Source organism: Pseudonocardia sp. T1-2H (assembly GCF_038039215.1).
Classification (GTDB): Bacteria; Actinomycetota; Actinomycetes; order Mycobacteriales; family Pseudonocardiaceae; genus Pseudonocardia.
The window spans coordinates 3,716,200-3,733,120 of sequence record NZ_JBBPCL010000001.1 but is presented as its reverse complement, the minus strand read 5'-3'; the positions used below and the strand labels follow the sequence as shown (position 1 = coordinate 3,733,120).

The 16,921-nt window shown below is 70.4% G+C and carries 17 protein-coding genes and 1 tRNA gene; 15 read left to right on the top strand and 3 right to left on the bottom strand.

Features of this window, described 5'->3' with window-relative positions:
* Window positions 1–2: 2 nt before the first annotated feature.
* A complete protein-coding gene (locus WBK50_RS18420; RefSeq protein WP_341336796.1) occupies window positions 3–761 on the bottom strand; it encodes a helix-turn-helix domain-containing protein in 759 nt (252 codons plus the stop codon).
* 141 nt (window positions 762–902) lie between these two features.
* On the bottom strand, window positions 903–1,241 hold the full coding sequence (locus WBK50_RS18415) for a GntR family transcriptional regulator (RefSeq protein WP_341336795.1): 339 nt from the start codon (window positions 1,239–1,241) through the stop codon (window positions 903–905).
* A 116-nt stretch (window positions 1,242–1,357) separates the two neighbouring features.
* Here WBK50_RS18415 and WBK50_RS18410 point away from each other — a divergent pair, with 116 nt between their 5' ends.
* From WBK50_RS18410 to WBK50_RS18370, 9 genes are all read left to right on the top strand, one after another.
* Window positions 1,358–1,642: a hypothetical protein gene (locus WBK50_RS18410; protein ID WP_341336794.1), complete on the top strand. Its 285-nt coding sequence runs from the start codon at window positions 1,358–1,360 to the stop codon at window positions 1,640–1,642.
* On the top strand, window positions 1,639–2,220 hold the full coding sequence (locus tag WBK50_RS18405) for a hypothetical protein (RefSeq protein WP_341336793.1): 582 nt from the start codon (window positions 1,639–1,641) through the stop codon (window positions 2,218–2,220). Before WBK50_RS18410 ends, WBK50_RS18405 begins: the two co-directional genes overlap by 4 nt.
* The gene (locus WBK50_RS18400) at window positions 2,217–2,540 is read left to right on the top strand and encodes a hypothetical protein (RefSeq protein ID WP_341336792.1); all 324 of its coding nucleotides are present in this window, start codon (window positions 2,217–2,219) and stop codon (window positions 2,538–2,540) included. The genes WBK50_RS18405 and WBK50_RS18400 overlap by 4 nt, the downstream gene beginning before the upstream one ends.
* Complete coding sequence (locus WBK50_RS18395; RefSeq protein WP_341336791.1) at window positions 2,537–3,457, top strand: hypothetical protein; 921 nt, start codon at window positions 2,537–2,539, stop codon at window positions 3,455–3,457. Before WBK50_RS18400 ends, WBK50_RS18395 begins: the two co-directional genes overlap by 4 nt.
* The gene (locus WBK50_RS18390) at window positions 3,457–5,697 is read left to right on the top strand and encodes a cell division protein FtsK (RefSeq protein ID WP_341336790.1); all 2,241 of its coding nucleotides are present in this window, start codon (window positions 3,457–3,459) and stop codon (window positions 5,695–5,697) included. Before WBK50_RS18395 ends, WBK50_RS18390 begins: the two co-directional genes overlap by 1 nt.
* Window positions 5,698–6,015: 318 nt before the next feature.
* Window positions 6,016–6,954: a bifunctional DNA primase/polymerase gene (locus WBK50_RS18385; protein WP_341336789.1), complete on the top strand. Its 939-nt coding sequence runs from the start codon at window positions 6,016–6,018 to the stop codon at window positions 6,952–6,954.
* Window positions 6,955–7,070: 116 nt separating this feature from the next.
* Window positions 7,071–8,117, top strand: coding sequence for an AAA family ATPase (locus tag WBK50_RS18380; protein WP_341336788.1), 1,047 nt, complete (start codon window positions 7,071–7,073; stop codon window positions 8,115–8,117).
* A gap of 126 nt (window positions 8,118–8,243) precedes the next feature.
* The gene (locus WBK50_RS18375) at window positions 8,244–8,435 is read left to right on the top strand and encodes a helix-turn-helix transcriptional regulator (RefSeq protein ID WP_341336787.1); all 192 of its coding nucleotides are present in this window, start codon (window positions 8,244–8,246) and stop codon (window positions 8,433–8,435) included.
* Window positions 8,435–9,418, top strand: a complete 984-nt coding sequence (locus WBK50_RS18370) for a hypothetical protein (protein ID WP_445942275.1) — start codon at window positions 8,435–8,437, stop codon at window positions 9,416–9,418. The genes WBK50_RS18375 and WBK50_RS18370 overlap by 1 nt, the downstream gene beginning before the upstream one ends.
* A 572-nt stretch (window positions 9,419–9,990) precedes the next feature.
* Here WBK50_RS18370 and WBK50_RS18365 read toward each other — a convergent pair.
* A tRNA-Leu gene (locus WBK50_RS18365) sits at window positions 9,991–10,064 on the bottom strand.
* Window positions 10,065–10,191: 127 nt separating this feature from the next.
* Here WBK50_RS18365 and WBK50_RS18360 point away from each other — a divergent pair.
* The 6 genes from WBK50_RS18360 (at window position 10,192) to WBK50_RS18335 (ending at window position 16,892) form a co-directional block, all read left to right on the top strand.
* A complete protein-coding gene (locus tag WBK50_RS18360; RefSeq protein ID WP_341336786.1) occupies window positions 10,192–10,821 on the top strand; it encodes an ANTAR domain-containing response regulator in 630 nt (209 codons plus the stop codon).
* A 346-nt stretch (window positions 10,822–11,167) separates the two neighbouring features.
* Window positions 11,168–12,400: a branched-chain amino acid ABC transporter substrate-binding protein gene (locus WBK50_RS18355; RefSeq protein WP_341336785.1), complete on the top strand. Its 1,233-nt coding sequence runs from the start codon at window positions 11,168–11,170 to the stop codon at window positions 12,398–12,400.
* Between the two features lie 100 nt (window positions 12,401–12,500).
* Window positions 12,501–13,430, top strand: coding sequence for a branched-chain amino acid ABC transporter permease (locus WBK50_RS18350; protein WP_341336784.1), 930 nt, complete (start codon window positions 12,501–12,503; stop codon window positions 13,428–13,430).
* Window positions 13,427–15,190: a branched-chain amino acid ABC transporter permease gene (locus tag WBK50_RS18345; protein ID WP_341336783.1), complete on the top strand. Its 1,764-nt coding sequence runs from the start codon at window positions 13,427–13,429 to the stop codon at window positions 15,188–15,190. The genes WBK50_RS18350 and WBK50_RS18345 overlap by 4 nt, the downstream gene beginning before the upstream one ends.
* Window positions 15,187–16,170 carry an ABC transporter ATP-binding protein gene (locus WBK50_RS18340; RefSeq protein ID WP_341336782.1) on the top strand — a complete coding sequence of 328 codons (984 nt, stop codon included), beginning with the start codon at window positions 15,187–15,189 and terminating at the stop codon, window positions 16,168–16,170. The genes WBK50_RS18345 and WBK50_RS18340 overlap by 4 nt, the downstream gene beginning before the upstream one ends.
* On the top strand, window positions 16,170–16,892 hold the full coding sequence (locus WBK50_RS18335) for an ABC transporter ATP-binding protein (RefSeq protein ID WP_445942274.1): 723 nt from the start codon (window positions 16,170–16,172) through the stop codon (window positions 16,890–16,892). The genes WBK50_RS18340 and WBK50_RS18335 overlap by 1 nt, the downstream gene beginning before the upstream one ends.
* Window positions 16,893–16,921: the final 29 nt, after the last annotated feature.

Genomic DNA, 16,921 nt, shown 5'->3' with positions numbered 1-16,921 from the left:
CTTTACCTCTCGGTGGGTTCGGGTCGGGCGAGGTCCCAGACGCGGTCGAACGAACGCATGTAGTGCTCCCACATGGTCCCGTCGGGGACGTGGCGGATGTGCAGCATGGGGTTCTGGCCGGCGAGGGAGCCGAAGGCGTGGCCGTTGATGAGGGCCTGGCCGTCGAATCGGTAGATCGAGTTGTAGAGGATCGTGCCGTGGGTGCGGATCTCGACGCCGGGGAGGTGGGCAACGTCCTGCAGGTAGCGGCGCATCATCTGCACTCGGCCTTCGAGCCCGCCGGTGGTGCCCTCCTCCGCAGCGCGTTGCACGACGGCCGACGAGGTGTGGTCGCCAACGGCGATTCGGAACCGGACGCCGGCTGCTTCCTTGGCGCGGATGACCGGCAGTAGGTCGTGTTGCTCGACGAGGAACTGCCCGGAGAACACCAGCACGTCCACGGCCTCGGTGGCGCCACGGATGAGGTCTGTCCAAAGGGCGAACGGAACGGCGGATCGGGTCGGGTAGAGGTGGACTAGCTCGGCGACGGCCGGTGAGCTCGCGGGCCGCTTTTCCGCTGGCCACAGGTGGGTTTCCTCGACACGGAGTAGCTCGGCGACGAGAGTTCGCGTGGTTCGGTGGGGCCGCCGGCCGTCGGCGTAGACCCACCGGCCGACCGTCTTGGGGTCGACCTCTACGCGGGCGGAGACATCTTCGATAGTCAGCCCGGCTGCGTCCATGGCGGCGCGGAGTCGGTCGTTGGGCACCGGTTCATCATCCACATCTCGGGACGTTTCGGGGACGTTTTCGAGAGATCGGGTCCGTCCGGGACGTCCAGAAACGGCCTGTGAAGTGCGGTGTTGGCGTCCGCGGTTCCGCGGTCCTATGTACCCATGAACTTCAAGGAACACCTTGCGAGCCGGTCAGATGCGGTCGGTGCTCTCGATCGCGGAGACACGGTCACGGAGTTCGGCAACCTCCCGGCGCAACTCCTCGACGGCCTTCACGAGATCGCTGGGCCCGACACCCGGGAGCGCCCGCACGAAGGTGCCGCGTCCGCTCGCGGACTCCAGGACGCCCTCGTACTGAAGTTCCTTCACCGCGGCGTGCACGGTCAGCTCTGCCACTCCGTGTTGTGCGGCGAGGCTGCGCAGGGACGGGATCTTCTCGCCCACGGCGTACTCGCCGGAGTTGATGCGCTCGACGATGTCGGCCTTGACCTGCGCGCTGAGCGGGACGGCGCTGTTCGGATCGATCGCCACCGCGACAGGCTACCGGCCGCGTAGGCCACTACACAGCACCACAAACACGAGCCTTGACAGACGAAGCACCACATAGCACCTTGTGGTGCTATGTGGTTCACGAACCGGGAGACACCATGAACGTTCACCGCCTCGACGCAATGCACCGAGTGACCCTCGACAGCCTCGACATCGAGGAGTCCTGGTCGCCAGACGGTCTGACGCCGGACGACGTCCGAGAGATCCAGTGGGACGCCTACCGGGACATCGCTCGTGAACGCCGACCCGAGCCGACCGCATGGCTGCTGATGGACGACAAGGAGCGAGCCGAGATCCGGCCGTCCCGCCGGCTTCGCTCCGTTCCTGCCCTCGGTACCGCGGCCGTCTTCTCGGCGCCGACCGCTGGTGGCGAGGCGGCGTGATCGTCCGAGCGGTGGTGGCCGCCTGTGATGGCTGTGCGGTCGAGCAGCGCGAGGGCGGGGACGAAGGTCGGTTCGAGACCGCGGAGGCGGCTCTCGGGGCGGCGGAGCGGCTGTCCTGGGTTCGGCGCTTGTCTGGCCGGCTGCTGTGCCCGGTGTGTGCGGACCGGCAGCGGTGCCGGTCGTTCGGGCACGACTACGAGCCGGGGTCGTGGCGGGTGTGCGCGTGTGATCGGTCGATCCCGGAGCACGACGGGCACGAGCCGTGGCAGGACCCGTCGTCGTGGGAGGGCTGCGGCTGGTTGTGGCGGCTGTGCGGGCGCTGCGACCACATCGACGAGCGACACGTCACGGCACGCCTGTCGGGCCTGCCGACCCTGGCGGAGCGGGAGTACGAGGCCGCGTTGGATCGCGGCGAGTTCATGGGAGTCCAGCCCGGCGACGGGTTCTTGGCGGAAGTAGCCGCCGGGCTGGGTCTCCCCAACCACCAGCAGGTGAACGGAGAGAACGCGATGGTAGAGGCGAACAGGGCCCGCCCGGCGGGCGCGCCTGCCGAGGCTCCGGGCGGTGAGGTCCGGTGAGCACGACACAGATGACCGTGGCGCTGGTCGTGCTCGCCGGCGTGGGTCTGATCTCGGTGTGGTCCTCCGGCGCGCGAGCGGGCCGGACGATCGAACGAGGGGTTGCCTCGGCGGGTCGGCGGTCGAGCACGGCCGGGCGGACGCTGCTCATCGCGGCGCTGATCGTCGGGGTGCAGTGGACGGTCATCGCCTACGACGCCCCGCCGGCGGTGATGGCCGGGGTATTGGGGGTGCCGGCGCTGGTCGCCGGGGCGGCATTGGCGCGGATGTTCTCGGTGCGTGAGCTGCCGCGCTCGATCCACGGAGGTGGCTACCGATGACCGTCCAGACGACCACAGAGAACCGGCCGGTCGGGAAGGTGGCCCGGTTGGCGGCCGAGGCTGCCAACGCCGCCCGGGTCCGGGCGCTGACGACGGATCCTGACGTGATCGCGCTCCGTGTCGAGCGGGTGCGCTCGCAAGTGGACGCCCTGTTGTGGGCGGGGATCGTGCTCGGCCTGGCCTTCACGATGGTCAACGTCCAGGGATTCGCCGCTGCCGGCTCGCCGACCTTCTCGGCGGGCTGGTGGGTGGCCTGGCTGCTCGACCCTATGGTGTCCCTGGTGCTGCTCGCGGTCCTGCGCGCCGAGCAGGTCACCGCCCGCTACCAAGTCAGCCTGCCGGCCTGGGGCCGGCGGACGAAGTGGCTCACCTTCGCCGCCACCTACGTCATGAACACCTGGACGTCGTGGGGCCTGGCCGATCACCCGTTCTCCGCGGCTGGGGTGGTGCTGCATTCGGTGCCGCCGCTGGTCGTGTTCGCCACGGCGGAGACCGGCCCGGGTCTGCGGGATCGGCTCACCGAGGCCGTGCATCGCGCGCTCATCGAGCGCACACCGGCCGCCGAGGGCATGGAGGTTCACCAGGACCCGCCGCCGTCGTCGGGCGCGGTGGAGGCGCCGGTTCGTGAGTCCATCGTGGACGCGGTTCGTGAGCCGGCCTGTGAACGCCCGGTTCGGCGGGCGCGGCGGAAGCCGGCCCCGCGGCCGCGCCGGCTGCTCGCGGACTACCTCGCCGAGGCCCGCGCCGAGCTCGACCGCGCCACGGGTGCGGGGGAACGGGTGGACCTGTCGCCGGCGTGGTGCCGGGCGGTGACCGGCTGTTCGGCCGGGACCTCGGTCAAGCTCGCCGCCGCCCTCCGCGACCCCGCACCCGCTACTGACCCGATGCCCGTCGCCGAGCGGCAGGAGGCTGCCTGATGAGCACGTCGACCTACACCGGAACACCCCACAACCCCGACGACGATGGCGACGACGAGCGGGACAACGTCGTCCACCTGCACCCCACCACCCACCCGACCGCGGACAGTGGGGACGGCGCACCGTTCGTCGTGGGGGGCGAGATCGTCACCGATCCCGCCGCGGAAGCCAGCACGCCGGTGGGCCGGCCGGGGACGGCGCTGGTGCGTCGGGCGGGCACGGTGGCGCGCAGGCAGACCGTGCACGTCATCACCACGCTGCGGGAGTCCGAGCGCCCGGTTCAGGGCGTGCGTCTGGTCGCCCGGACGGGAGTAACGGTGGCGCAGGGGTTCGAGTCCTGGGCCCGCCGGGGATGGGACGCCTCGACGATGGGCGTCTATCGCCGCCAGATCCGCGCCGCCGAGGCGGTCGGGGACCAGGCGCGGTTGGCAGAGTGGCTGGAGCGCAAGGAGACCGCCGCCGCCCGCCGGCACGCCTGGATCATGGACACCCCGGCGATGGTCGCCGCCGCGGTCCGCGTCGCCCTCGGCGCCGCCGCCGGGATCGCGGTGTTGATCCTCGCCATCGCCGGTGCGGTACAGCTCTCTGGGGCCGGGGAGTTCACGAACGTCATCATCGGCGTCGCGGACGTGATCCGCTGGTCGTTCGCCGCGATCGCGCTGGCCTGGACGCCGCTCGTCATGGCTGCGCCCGTCCTGCTGGTCCTGGGGGCGTGGCGGGAGGGCCGGCGCCGGGGTCGGGCGCCGGCGTGGCTGGCCACCGCGTCCGACGGGGACGCAGACGCGACGATCGACGAGACCACGATCGCCCGTGCGTTGTCGGCGCTGCGGATCCCGCAGATCACCGCGTTCCTGAAGGAGGGGACGCCGCTGCAGTTCCTCACCCCGGCCCGGGTCGATGGCCGAGGGACGCATGCGGTGATCCGGCTGCCGGCCGGGGTGACCGCGGAGAAGATCGCCCGCCGCCGCGCGGACCTCGCCACCGGTCTGCACCGGTTGGCGAAGGAGGTGTGGCCGACCACCGGCGGCGAGGCCGGGATCTTGGATCTCTGGGTGGCGGACAAGGGCGCGCTCGCCGAGGGCGCCGGCCCGTATCCGCTGCTCGACGACGGTGCCGTGGACGTGTTCAAGGGTGTCCCGTTCGGTCGCACGCTGCGGGGGACGCCGATGCTGGCGCCGTTCATGGAGCGCAACTCCCTCGGTGGCGGGATGCCCGGACAGGGCAAGTCGTCGGCGGCCCGCGCGGTCGCCGCCGGCGTAGCCCTGGACCCGACGGCGGAGCTGCGGATCTGGGTACCGGATGCCAACTTCGACTTCGAGGCGTTCCGGCCGCGGTGCTCGCGGTACGTGATGGGTGCCGAGGACGAGAAGATCGCCGAGATCGTCGAGCACCTGCGTGAGCTGCACGCGGAGGTCCAGTCCCGCGGTGAGCTGCTCGTCCGCTACGAGATCCCGGCGGTGACGCGGGAGTACGCCTCGAAGAACATCGGGTTGCACCCGCTGTTCTGTCTGCTCGAGGAAGCCCATGTGGTTATCCAGCACCCCACCCACGGGGCCGAGGCGGCGAAACTGCTGGTCGACATCGTTCGGTTGGGCCGCAAGCGCGGCATCCACGTCTTCGTCTCGACGCAGGCGCCGACGAAGGACTCCATGCCGCGCGACGTGACCCGCAACTGCTCCAACGGGATCGCGTTCGCCGTCGGGGATCACGTCGCCAACGACGCCCTCCTCGGCCAGGGCGCGTACACCGCCGGCCACCGCGCGACGGAGCTGATCCCGGGCACCGACCGGGGGACCGCGGTGGTCAAGGGCTTCTCCGGGCAACGCAGCGACATCGTGCAGGTCTACTTCCTGTCCGTGGACAAGGACTCCGGGACCGGGGACCAGGTCACTCCGATCATCGCCCGCGCCCTGGACGCGATCGCCCGGAGCGGCCGGCCCCTTCCCGGCTCGGCCACGACGGCACCCACAGTTCAGGCCGCCCGAGACCTGCTCGACGACCTCGACGCCGTGCTCGGCGAGCAGCCGGTCCCGATCGCCGACGTCCCGGCCCTGCTGGCCGCGTATGCGCCGGGCTGGACGCCGTACCGAGCGCTGACCGGCAAGGCGCTGCGCGCCCGACTCTCGGCCGAGTACGGGGTCAAGGTGCCTTCGACCGGCAACCGCTGGCCCCTCGATCCGATCACCGTGCGTGAAGCACTGGCCAAGCGTGCGACCGAGGATCTCGACGACGAGGGCTAGCCCGCCCGGCTGACCGAGTGAGGTCGAGCCCGCGCGCCGGCCTTGCGTGCCAGAGCCCGTTTCCGGCCCGGATGGGGCTCGGCCTCACTCGGCTCACTCGATCACTTTCCGCAGATCAGCTGGCCAGTGCCCTACCAGCGCGGCCGAGTGAAAGACCTAACCCCACCCGCGGCAGCTAACCCGCCGACCTCACTACCCGCCCGACCCCACACGACACCCCACACCGGATGTCGCGGCGGTCGACGCGTGCCGAAAACAGGAGCCCCGATGGCAACACACAGTCACCAAGCCGGAGACGTGAGACCAGGTGCCGACGGCGTGGCCCGGCTGCTGGCCGCCGCGCTCGACGCCGCCGGCCGGGGGTGGCCGGTGTTCCCGCTGTGCCCCGGAACCAAGCGGCCCGCGCTGCACGGACACACCCGCTGCCCCGGCGACGGACCCTGCGCCACCGGACATCAGGGGTGGGAGCAGCGCGCGACCACCGACCCCGACCGGATCCGCGGCGCCTGGACCGGAGGGCGGGCGTTCAACATCGGGCTCGCCACCGGACCGGCCGGGCTGCTGGTCGTCGATTGCGACACCCCCACCGTCCCCGACGGCCCGGACGCTGGGCCACCCGAGGAATGGGCCGGCGCCACCGGCGGCGCAGACGTCCTCGCCCGGCTCGCCGAGCAGGCCGGTGCCACCCTGCCGGTCACGTTCACCGTCACCACCCCGTCCGGCGGGACACATCTCTATTACTGGGCTCCGGGCGGGATCGAGCTGCGTAACACCGCCGGCCTGCTCGGCTGGAAGATCGACACCCGGGCCCACGGCGGCTATGTCGTGGCCCCCGGCTCGATCACCCCGGCCGGCGTCTACGCGGTCACCGTGGACCGGCCGGTCGCCGAGCTGCCCGGCTGGCTGCTACAGCGACTCCGCCCGGCTCTGCCGCCCGCGGTTCCGGTGGGCCCGATCCGGACCGGGTCCGGGCGGCGGGATCGCTATCTCGACGGGGCGCTACGGGCTGAAACAGCACGGGTCCACCAGGCCCCGGCCTCGCAGCGCAACGCCTGCCTCTACGTCGCCTCCGTCGCCCTGGGTCAGCTCGTCGCCGGCGGCTCCCTCGACGAGACCGAGGCCCGTGCGGTGCTGCTCTCCGCGGCCGCCCGGCATCTCGCGCTGCGCGCCTACAGCCGGCGGCAGGCCGAGCAGACGATCGCCTCCGGTCTGCGGGCCGGGGCGAAACGACCCCGTCGGATCGAGGACGCCGCATGAACCCGGACCCGACCCCGGCCCATCACCCCGACCCCGACCCGAAAGGCCTGCACGACGCAGATCAGGGGCCCGCGAGTGGCCCTGTGTCGGGCCGGGACCGTCGAGGACTCGAAGCCGTGCCCCCACCGCGTCGGACCGCCTGGGAGGCCACCGATCTGATGTCCTTGACCTTTCCCGAACCCCGCTGGGCCGTCCCCGGGATCATCTGCGAGGGCGTGACTCTGCTCGCCGGTCCGCCGAAGGTCGGCAAGTCCTGGATGGGCCTCAACCTCGCCCTCGACATCGCCGCCGGCCGTCCCGCGCTCGGCTCGATCCCGGTCGAAGCCGGCCCGGTGCTCTACCTCGCGTTGGAGGACACCCCGCGCCGGTTGCAGTCCCGGATGCGCACGGTGCTCGGCGGGCGGCCGGCGCCCGAGGGATTGACGCTGTCGATCGCGTGCTCGCCGATGCCGGCCGGTGGGGACGTCGAGATCGATACCTGGCTCACCGCCCACCCCGGCGCCCGCCTGGTCGTGATCGACGTGTTCGCCAAGGTCCGGGGCACCCCGCCCGCCGGGGTCGCCGCGTATGACGCGGACTACGCGGCGATGGGGCGGATCAAGCGGGTGGCCGACCGACACGGAGTCGCGGTCCTGCTCGTGCACCACGTCCGCAAGGCGGCGGCGGAGGACTTTCTGGCCACGGTCTCGGGGACGAACGGGCTCGCCGGCGCGGCGGATGCGGTGCTGGTCCTCGAACGCGCACGGGCGCAGGCGGACGGGGTTCTGCACGTCACGGGCCGCGACGTCGACGAAACCGACTACGCGCTCTCGTTCGACTCCGACGCCGGGTCATGGCGGGTCCTCGACGGCCGTGCCGAGGACTACCTACTGCGTGACACCCGCTCGCTCGTCATGCGCTACGTCCGCGACTTTCCCGGCCAGCGGCCGAAACAGATCGCCGAGGCGCTGCAGCTCGACGCGAACACCGTCCGCCAGACCTGCCGGCGGATGGTCCTCGACGGCCAGCTCCGCGCGACCGCGGGCGGGCAATACCACCCGCTCAGTGACACCAGTGACAGCAGTGACATCACCCCTCCGGAGCCGCTGTCACTGCTGTCACTCAGTCACTCGGCCCCGTCTGACCAGGGGAATCGTCGTGACGGCGCATCGGCGGGGGAGTGACAGCCGCGGACCACCCGCTGGGGCCTACTTCCGTCACTGCGTCACCCCACCCCGCCTGAACTGCGCAAACAGCTGTGACAAACCGAGTGACAGTCGAGTGACTGTCACTCCGACCCGGGAGAACAGATGAGCCGGCCGCCCGCCCGCCTCACGGTCCAGGACCTCTGCGCCGAACTCGGTGTCTCACGCTCGACGTTCTACGACTGGCGCGCCAAAGGACGCGCCCCGCGCTGCATCAAGCTCCCAAACGGTGAGATCCGCATCCGCCGTACCGACTTCGAGAACTGGCTGGACTCGCTTGAGGAGGTGGCCGCCTGATGGACACCACCTACGACGTCCGTGTGTGGGCTATCCGTGCCCGTGAGGGACGGACCGGCAGAAAGGCCTACGAGGTCCGGTGGCTGGTGGCGAAGAAGCCGTGGGCGGACACGTTCCCGACTCGCGCGCTCGCCAACGGGTTCCGCTCACGGTTGGAGCGGGCTCAAAAGGAAGGAGAAGCGTTCCGGCTACTCGACGGCCTGCCGGTGTCGGTCGCCAGGCAGGCCGACGAGATGAGCTGGTTCGACTTCGCGCAGCGGTACATCGATATGAAGTGGCCCAGAGCAGCGGGCAAGTCGCGGGCCGGCAACGCGGACACGCTAGCCACCGTCACCCCGGTCCTCCTATCAAGCAGCCGTGGACGCCCGGACGACGCGGTCCTGCGCAAGGCGATGACCGGTTGGGCGTTCAACGCAAAGCGCCGGGACGCTGCGAAGCCGGCGGACGTCGAGCGGGCGCTGAGATGGCTCCAGGACAACACGGTTCCGGTCTCGCAGCTCGACGATCCGGCCATGGCGCGTCGAGCGCTCGAACAGATCTCGGTGCGGATGGACGGCAAGCCAGCGGCGGCGAAGACGGTCGCGCGTAAGCGCGCCGTGTTGCACAACGCGCTGGAGTACGCCGTCGAGTTGAAGGTGCTCAACCGCAACCGTCTTCCGGAGGTGAAGTGGACACCGCCGAAGGACGTGAAGTCGATCGACAAGCGGGTGGTGATCAATCCGGACCAGGCCCGGAAGCTGCTCTCCGCTGTTGCAGCGCAGTTCATCGACGGGCAGCCCCGCCGGTCCTCCGGACCGATGCTGACGGCCTACTTCGCCGTCATGTACTACGCGGGACTTCGGCCGGAAGAGGCCGCGATGCTCCGGAAGCAGGATCTCCAGCTTCCGGAGAACGGGTGGGGCGAGTTGCTGCTGTCCGAGACCGCCCCGGTCGCCGGCGCGGCGTGGACCGACTCGGGGAGCGTCGGGACCGACGGCAGCTGAAACAGCGGGGGAGGGGGAGGTAAGGCACGTCCCGTCGCCTCCGCCGCTCACCGAGTTACTACATGCCCACCTGGGCCGGCACGGCGTTGCCACCGACGGCCGACTGTTCCGGGGCCTCTACGGCAGCGACGTCGCGGAGTCGACGGTCGCGCGGGTGTGGAGGAAGGCGCGCGAGGCGGCCCTGACCGAAGCGGAGTACGCCTCGCCACTTGCTCGCCGCCCATACGACCTTCGACATGCTTGCGTGTCGACATGGCTGGGTGGGGGAGTGCCGTCGACCCAGGTCGCCGAGTGGGCGGGTCACTCGGTCGCGGTCCTGCACCAGATCTACGCGAAGGTGATCGCTGGCCAAGAGGACAGTGCACGACGGCGTATCGAGACCGCCCTGGGGCTGCCGGCTGAGGTGGCGGGAGACGCTGATCCCTCGGCCGCAGATAGGCCGCAGCTCGGCCACGCATAGGCCGCAGCAAGCCGCCGACGGCCGGACGGCATCCGGCACGGTCGGACAGCCGTGACCGGCCGTTGGTGGTGTTTGCGCAGGTGACCGGCCCAAAAGGGCCGGTCGGAAGGTGTGCCCCCGGTGAGATTCGAACTCACACTGGGCGGATTTTGAGTCCGCTGCCTCTGCCGATTGGGCTACGGGGGCCTGGGGTCCTCCGCACCTCGTGTGCAGTGTTTCCGCACACGAAGTACCGAATAACCTCAGGGATGGTCACCTTATCCCGGTAGCATCGAGCCCTGCGTTCGACCCGCCCGTTGAAGGAGAAGCTCCGGTGAGCCAGCAGGTATCCGAGGAACAGCACGCCGAGGACCGACCGGCCGTCGGTTGGCGCGTCCTCGTCGTCGAGGATGAGGCGCTGATCCGCCTCGACCTGACCGAGATGCTCGGCGAAGAGGGTTACCAGATCGCGGGGGAGGCCCCCGACGGCGAGGCCGCGGTGCAGATGGCCCGCGAGCTCAAGCCGGATCTCGTGATCATGGACGTCAAGATGCCCAAGAAGGACGGCATCGAGGCGGCGGCGGAGATCGTCGAGGAGAAGATCGCTCCCGTCGTCATGCTCACCGCGTTCAGCCAGCGCGATCTGATCGAGCGGGCCCGGGACGCCGGCGCGATGGCGTACCTGGTCAAGCCGTTCGCGCGGCACGAGCTCGTGCCGGCGATCGAGCTGGCGGTCTCCCGGTTCGCGGAGAAGCGCGCGCTCGAGGACGAGGTCGCCTCGCTCAACGACCGGTTCGAGACCCGCAAGGTCGTCGACCGCGCCAAGGGTCTGCTGATGGCGCGGCAGAACATGACCGAGCCCGAGGCCTTCCGCTGGATCCAGCGCACCGCCATGGACCGCCGGACCACGATGAAGGCGGTCGCCGAGGCCGTCATCGAAGGGCTAGCCACCCCGAAGGCGTGACCGCTCCGCTCCACCCGTGAAAGCCGTCCCGACGCTGTCGGGACGGCTTTCGTCGTTCGTGCCGAACATCTCGACGACACATGATCGTAAGCAAAGGTAAGCGGTTTCCCCCAGCTCAGGGCGTTACCTGATGATCTTGTTTGCACTACGATCGTGACCTTGGAGTCACGCTGTGTGGGAGGGTGGTCACACAACGCTGGATCCGGTTGCGGTCTGGTAAAGAGCCCCGGCGGTGTGGTGACGCGGAACCCGTCGGTGACCTAACGTCCGCGACGCTCTCGGCAGCTCCGCGGGGGCCCGGTGGCGTCGGGGCCGCCGTCGACGTGGTTGCACGGAAGGACATGACATGGATCGGAAGCGGACGGTCGTCGCGACTGCCGCCTTGCTCGCCGGGGCGCTCGCGCTGACGGCCTGCTCCACGAACCGGACGGAGACGGGCGGCGCCAGCAGCGGCTCGTCCTGCGACACGAGCAAGGGCACGCTCGTGGTCGGATTCGTCGCGCCGCTCTCCGGTGGGCTCTCGGCCCTCGGTCTCGGCATGAAGAACTCCGCGGACCTCGCGGTCAACCAGGCGAACCAGGCGTGCAAGGTGCCGGGCTACAAGCTCGCGCTCCAGGCCGAGGACGACCAGGCGACCGCCCAGATCGCCGGTCAGGCCGCGACGAAGCTCGCGTCGGACCCGAACGTCGTCGGCGTCATCGGCACGCTGAACTCCTCCACCGCCCAGTCGGTCGCCCCGATCCTGGGGCAGAAGAAGATCGTCGAGATCTCGCCGGCGAACACCAACCCGTCGCTGACCCAGGGCGACAACCCGGCCTCCGCGTCCCGGCCCAACCCGACGTACTTCCGCGTCGCCACCACGGACGCCGTGCAGGGCCCGTTCGCCGCGCAGTACCTCGTCGACAAGGCCGGCAAGAAGAACATCGCCGTGATCGACGACGGCAAGACCTACGGGGCCGGCCTGGCGGCGGCCTTCGCGGCCGAGGCGCAGAAGCGCGGCGCCAAGGTCGTCGCGCAGGAGAAGGTGGGCGAGAAGGACACGGACTTCTCCGGCGTCATCTCCAAGATCCGGCCGCTCAACCCGGACGCCGTCTACTACGGCGGCGAGTACCCGGTCGCGGGCCCGCTCTCGAAGCAGCTCGCCGCCGCCGGACTGAACGTTCCGCTGATGGGCGGCGACGGCATCCAGGACGAGACCTACGTGTCGCTCGGTGGCCGTGAGGGCGACCTCGCGACCAGTGTCGGCGCCCCGGCGGACCAGCTGCCCAGTGCCAAGGCCTTCATCGACGCCTACTCGGCGGCCGGCTACAAGGAGCCCTACAGTACGTACGGCGCGCTGACCTACGACGCCACCAACGTGCTGATCCAGGGCCTCACCACCGCCGTCGGCTCCGGCACCTTCAGCAACACGACGCGCGACGCGCTGCTGACCGCCGTCCAGGACACCAACCTCGACGGCGCGAGCGGCAAGGTCTCCTTCGACCAGTACGGCGACACCACGAACAAGGTGCTGACCATCTACTCGGTGCAGGGTGGCAAGTTCGCCCCGGTGGAGAGCGGCGAGTTCCAGGCCAGCTGACGTCGGCCCCAGGAGGGACCGACCGGATCGTCAACGGTAGAGCGGGGGCGGGGGACGACACCCCGTCCCCGCTCTGCACGTGGTGGAGGAGAACCCTCACTTGTTGTCCACGTTCCTGTCCCAGATCGCGAACGGGCTGGTGCTCGGTTCGCTGATCGCCTTGATCGCGTTGGGCTACACGATGGTCTACGGGATCATCACGCTGATCAACTTCGCCCACGGCGAGATCTTCATGGTCGGTGCCTACGGCGGCCTCGCCACCCTGACCTACCTGATGCCGACGTTCATCGCCCAGCGCTGGTACTACGCGCTCCCGATCGTGCTCGTCGGCGGCTCCCTCATCTCGGTCCTCGTGGCCGTCGCGATGGAGCGGTTCGCCTATCGGCCGCTCCGCAACGCGCCCCGCCTGGCCCCGCTGATCACCGCGCTCGGTGTGTCGGTGGCGCTGCAGGAGGCCGTCCGCGTCTTCTACCCCGGCGCGACGGCGGCGATCCCGTTCCCGAACCTCTTCGTCGAGGGCACGTGGATCATCCCGATCGGCGACGGGGTGCCGATCCGCTACACCGGCATCCTGCTCATCGTGGTCTCGCTCGTCCTGGCCTTCGGCCTCGAGCGGTTCATCGAGCGCACCCGGATGGGCCGCGCGATGCGCGCCACGTCGCAGGACCGCGACGTCGCCCGCTTGATGGGCGTCGACCCGGACCGCATCATCGTCCTCACCTTCGCGATCGGCGGCGCGCTCGCCGGCGTCGCGGGCGTGCTCTACGGCAGCTACCTGAACAACATCAACATCGACATGGGCTTCCAGAACGGCATCTTCGCGTTCACCGCGGCCGTGCTCGGCGGGATCGGCAACATCCGCGGCGCGGTGATCGGTGGCCTCGTCATCGGCCTGGTCAAGGCGCTCGGCGGGCAGTACCTGCCCGGCGGCACCGCCTACGACTACGTCTGGATCTTCGTCGTGCTGATCATCGTGCTGGTGTTCCGGCCGCAGGGCTTCTTCGGCGAGACGGAGAGGGTCCGAGCATGAGCACCGTGACCGAAGCACCTCCCGCGTCGACGCCGGAGGCGGTCCCGCCACGGCACACGGGCCGGCTCGCGGGCCTGCTCGACGCGCTCGCCCCGCGGGCGCGCCTCCTCGAGATCGTCGGTGGAATCGTCGCGATCCTCGGCTCCCAGCTGCCGTGGGCGACCTTCGTGCTCAATCAGGGCGCCTACCCCGAGCTCGCGACGCTGCCCTTCGGTTTCACCGGCTTCCGGCTGCACCTGGTGATCCTCGGGCTCGCGGCGATCGTCGTCGCCGCGATCCGGGTGCCGGCGGCCGACCGGATCGTCCGCAACCTCGGCATCGGGATCGTCGCGGTGGCTGTCATCAACGGCCTCTACATCACCGTCGAGGGCGGCGGTCTGGGCGCGATCACCGCCGCGGACGGCGCGGTGGCGTTCGGGTCGGTCGTCGCCCTGATCGGCGGCGTGCTCGCCATCTTGGGCGGCGCGGCCGGCGGCGCGGAGCGCCGGCCCGAGCTCGACTGGAAACTCCCGCTCTGGGTCGAGTGGCTGCTGCTCGTCGTGATCTACGTGCTGATGCTGCTCGTCGTGGCCGCGGGCCTCACCAGCGGTGGCCAGGGCGGCGTCGTCAACCCGTACTCGGGCGCGGTGTTCCTGTCCTTCCTGAGCGCGGCGGGCGGCGCCTTCGCCGGCCTGAACGCGTCCGGCCTGCTCGGCTACGTGGCGACGCTCTCCGAGCGGCACCGGGTGTTCAGCGTGATCGTCCTCCTGATCGTGGCGCTGGGGCTCCCGCTGACCAGCGCGGGCACCGAGTACTGGATGACGGTCGCGTCGAACATCGGTGTCTACGCCGCGACGGCCATCGGGCTGAACATCGTCGTCGGGCTCGCCGGCCTGCTGGACCTCGGCTACGTCGCCTTCCTCGGCATCGGCGCGTTCGTCGCGGCGAACCTGTCCGGCGCCACGGCCTCGGCCGTCGGGATCCACCTGCCGTTCGTGCTGGTCATGGTCATCTCGGCGGTCGTCGCCGGCATCTTCGGCGCGATCGTCGGCTCCCCGACGCTCCGGGTGCGCGGGGACTACCTCGCGATCGTCACCCTGGCCTTCGGTGAGATCTTCGTGCGCAGCGCGCAGAACAACATCGGCGGCCTGACGGGCGGGGCGAACGCGATCCCGAACATCCCGGCGGTCGGGGTGGGGGACTTCCGGTTCAACGACTCGATCACCATCGGGTCGGTCCAGCTGCCGTCGGGCGTCCTGTACTACGTGATGATCGTCCTGCTGGTCGCCGGCGTGATGCTGGTGTTCGGCAACCTGAAGTACTCCCGGCTCGGACGGGCATGGATCGCCATCCGGGAGGACGAGGACGCGGCGAGTGCCATGGGCATCCGCACCGGCCCGATCAAGATCCTCGCGTTCCTGCTCGGCGCCACGCTGGCGGGCCTCGCCGGTGCGTTCTTCGCACACAAGACCGGGGTCGTCGCCTACGACAGCTTCCGGTTCCTGGAGTCGGTGACCCTGCTCTCCGCGGTCATCCTCGGCGGCATGGGGACGATCCCGGGCGCGGTGCTCGGCGCGTCGATCCTGTTCGTGCTGCCTGAGAAGCTGCGCGAGTTCTCGGACTACCGGCTGCTGATCTTCGGCCTCGCGCTCGTGCTGATCATGCGGTTCCGGCCGCAGGGCATCATCGCGGACAAGCACCGCCGCGCGGAGCTGGCCGAGGAACCCGAGGACGCCGCCAAGGAGGCCCCCGGGGCCCTGCCGACGAGGGTGGAGCCGTGAGCGAGGAGCAGGCGATGAGCCCCGACCACGAGATCGGCACCACCACCGAGGAGGAGCTCCCGCAGGAGCTGCAGGCGCCGCCGGAGGAGGTCGTGGCCGTCCTCGCCGAGGAGATGCACGTCGCGACCGGCACCCGCGAGCCGATCCTGCAGTCGTCGGGTGTCTCGATGGTCTTCGGCGGCCTGCGGGCGCTGAGCGACGTCACGTTCTCGCTGGGCGAGGGCGAGATCATCGGCCTGATCGGGCCGAACGGCGCCGGCAAGACCACCTTCTTCAACTGCCTCACCGGGCTGTACTCGCCGACCTCCGGGCAGGTCACTCTGCGGGGGAAGCCCATGCCGAAGGACCCGGCGCGGGTCACCCAGGCGGGCGTGGCGCGGACGTTCCAGAACATCCGCCTCTTCCCGAGCATGACGGCCATGGAGAACGTCCTGGTCGGCCGGCACGTGCGGATGAAGCAGGGCCCGCTCTCGTCGCTGCTGCACGGGCCCCGGTTCCGGAGGAGCGAGGCGGAGGCGCACGACCGGGCGGAGAAGCTGCTCGCGTTCGTCGGCCTCGGGCGTTTCTCCGACGAGCTCGCCCGGAACCTGCCCTACGGCGACCAGCGGCGGCTCGAGATCGCCCGCGCGCTGGCGACGGACCCGTCGGTGCTCCTGCTCGACGAGCCGACGGCCGGGATGAACGCGCAGGAGACCGAGGCCACCCGGCAGCTGATCTTCGCGATCCGGGACCTCGGCGTCTCGGTCGTGGTGATCGAGCACGACACGAAGTTCATCTTCACGCTGTGCGACCGGGTGCTCGTGCTGGTGCAGGGCGAGCTGCTGGTGGAGGGCTCGCCGGACGAGGTGCGCGGCGACCCGCGGGTCGTCGAGGCCTACCTGGGCGCACCGCCCGACGAGGTCGAGGCGCAGATCCACGCCGGGGCCACCGCGGGACCGGGCACAGGCGGCCCGGGCCTGCAGGAAGGAAGTACCGACTGATGGCGTTCCTCTCCGTCCGCGACCTGGTCGTCGCCTACGGCGCGATCCAGGCCGTCCGCGGCGTCTCGTTCGACGTCGAAGAGGGCGAGATCGTCAGCCTCATCGGCAGCAACGGGGCCGGGAAGACGACGACCCTGCGCACCGTCTCGGGCCTGCTGCGGCCGGTGTCGGGCGAGATCCTGCTGAACGGCGAGCCGATCCAGAAGCTCCCCGCGCACCAGATCCTGTCGAAAGGCGTCGCGCACAGCCCGGAGGGCCGCCGGCTCTTCGCGCGGATGAGCGTCGAGGAGAACCTGCGTCTCGGGGCCTACACCCGCAAGGACGAGGCCGGCGTGCTGAAGGACATGCAGCGCGTCTACGACCTGTTCCCGGTGCTGGGGGAGCGGCGCGGCAACAAGGCGGGCCTGTTCTCCGGCGGCGAGCAGCAGATGCTGGCGATCGGCCGCGCGCTGATGTCCAGCCCGAAGCTGCTCATGCTCGACGAGCCGTCGATGGGCCTCTCGCCGATCATGACGCAGAAGATCTTCGACACGGTGAAGGAGCTGCGGGACTCGGGCACCACGGTGCTTCTGGTCGAGCAGAACGCGCTCTCCGCGTTGGCCCTGTCGGACAAGGCCTACGTGATCGACCTGGGCCGCACCACGCTCTCCGGCACGGGCCGCGAGCTCCTCGCGGACCCGCGGGTCCAGGAGGCCTACCTCGGCGAGGGTGCGTCCACCTGATCCGTGCCGCTCGGGCGTCCCTCCGGACG